The organism is Streptomyces sporangiiformans, assembly GCF_005768555.2.
GTDB classification, from domain to species: Bacteria; Actinomycetota; Actinomycetes; order Streptomycetales; family Streptomycetaceae; genus Streptomyces; species Streptomyces sporangiiformans.
This window is the reverse complement of record NZ_VCHX02000184.1, coordinates 1-510: the sequence shown is the minus strand read 5'-3', so window position 1 is coordinate 510 and position 510 is coordinate 1. Positions and strand designations below refer to the sequence as shown.

Sequence of the window (510 nt, the reverse complement as noted above, 5' to 3'; positions counted from 1 at the left end):
TGGGCAGCCAGGCAGCCTGGCGGCTGGCGGCACGGGGCGCCGACGTCGTGGCTTACGACCGCTTCGCCCCCGGCCACGACCGCAGCGCCGCGGGCGGTGAGACCCGGGTCTTCCGCAGCGTGCAGAGTGACGACGGCCGCTATGTGCCGCTCGTCCGGCACGCCGACGCCCTCTGGAAGCAGTTGCAGGCGGAGACCGGGCGGGAACTGCGTCGCCTGACCGGAGCGCTGTTCATGGGGCCGGCCGACGACCCTGAGATGCGTACCGTGATGGACGTCATCGCCGAGCACGGCCTCGACCACGAGGTGATCGACGCCGAGGCGCTGGCCAAGCGTTTCCCGCAGTTCCGCATCGACGACGGAGACCTGGTGGTCCTCGACCGCCACGCGGGCTTCGTCCGCCCCGAGCTGACAGTCCAGACCGCGGCCCGGCGCGCCGAGGAACTGGGCGCCCGGATCCGCCGCTACACCCCGGTGCGGGAGGTCACTCCCGTCGCCGGGGGAGGCGTGG

General features: G+C 73.3%; 1 protein-coding gene. It reads left to right on the top strand.

Annotated features, from left to right (window positions below):
- A partial coding sequence (locus FGD71_RS34795) for an FAD-dependent oxidoreductase (protein ID WP_119104580.1) occupies positions 1-510 on the top strand: 510 nt, incomplete at both ends.